Source organism: Micromonospora globosa (genome assembly GCF_000717585.1).
In the GTDB taxonomy this organism is placed as follows: domain Bacteria; phylum Actinomycetota; class Actinomycetes; order Mycobacteriales; family Micromonosporaceae; genus Micromonospora; species Micromonospora aurantiaca.
Map to the genome: position 1 here is coordinate 1 of NZ_JNZR01000086.1, position 894 is coordinate 894.

1 protein-coding gene is annotated in these 894 nt (G+C 67.8%); it reads right to left on the reverse strand.

Annotated elements, in window-relative coordinates; translation table 11 throughout:
• Positions 1-53: 53 nt before the first annotated feature.
• A complete protein-coding gene (locus tag IF06_RS0131730; protein WP_030275477.1) occupies positions 54-833 on the reverse strand; it encodes an IS5/IS1182 family transposase in 780 nt (259 codons plus the stop codon).
• Positions 834-894: the final 61 nt, after the last annotated feature.

Below are 894 nucleotides of genomic sequence, written 5' to 3' on the forward strand. Positions count from 1 at the left end.
CTAAGGGACGTCTCGTAACTGGGTGAAGGCGTTGCGTGGGATGGGGCCGGTGGTCAGCCGGCGAGGATGATGTTGTGGAGGTTGGCGATGCCGGAAGCGGCGTCGGTCAATGTGTGGGCGGCGCGGCGGTAGTCGCGCAGGATCTTGAAGCACTTCATCCTGGCCAGGGCGTGTTCGACCCCTGCTCGGACGGTGCGGTGTTCGATGTTGAGGGCTTCCTTCCAGTCCGGCAGTGTGCTGCCGTCGGTGGGCTTGCGGTACGGCATGATCACCTCGGGGTTGCCGCGGTAGCCGCCGTCGGCCATCACCGGCCGCCCGTCCAGCTTCTCGGCAATGCCGGAGGTGCGGTAGACGATGGTGTCGTTGCGGTTGCCGGGCTGCGGGTCGCCGACGGCGATGACCAGGCGGGTGGAGGCGTCGATGGCGACCTGCAGGTTCGTTGAGTACCGGTAGTTCTTGCTCCGGGCTGCCAGGCGGTGATCGCGGGTGGGGATCAGGGTGCCGTCGACGATGGCGATCTGCTCGACCGGCCGTTTACGCACCGGCGCCAGGGCCAGCAGCGGCGCGAGGGTGTCGATGACCCGGTGCGCTGCGGAGTGCGACACCCCGAACAGCGGGCCGATCTGCCGCATGGTCAGGTTCGTGCGCCAGTAGGTGGCGACCAGCAGCACCCGATCGGCGAGATCCAGGGCCCACTGCCGACCCGGCCGGCCGTCGGCGATGCCGTCCCCGCCGCGTTCGGCGACCAGCCGGACCAGCTTGCAGAACTGGGCGGGCTGCAGCCCAGTGAACGGGAAGATCCAGTCAGGGTTGGCTGCGGTGATCACCTGCACCCAGGGATCCTGACCGATCGTCCTGACTAGACAGACACCGGGGTTACGAGACGTCCCTTAG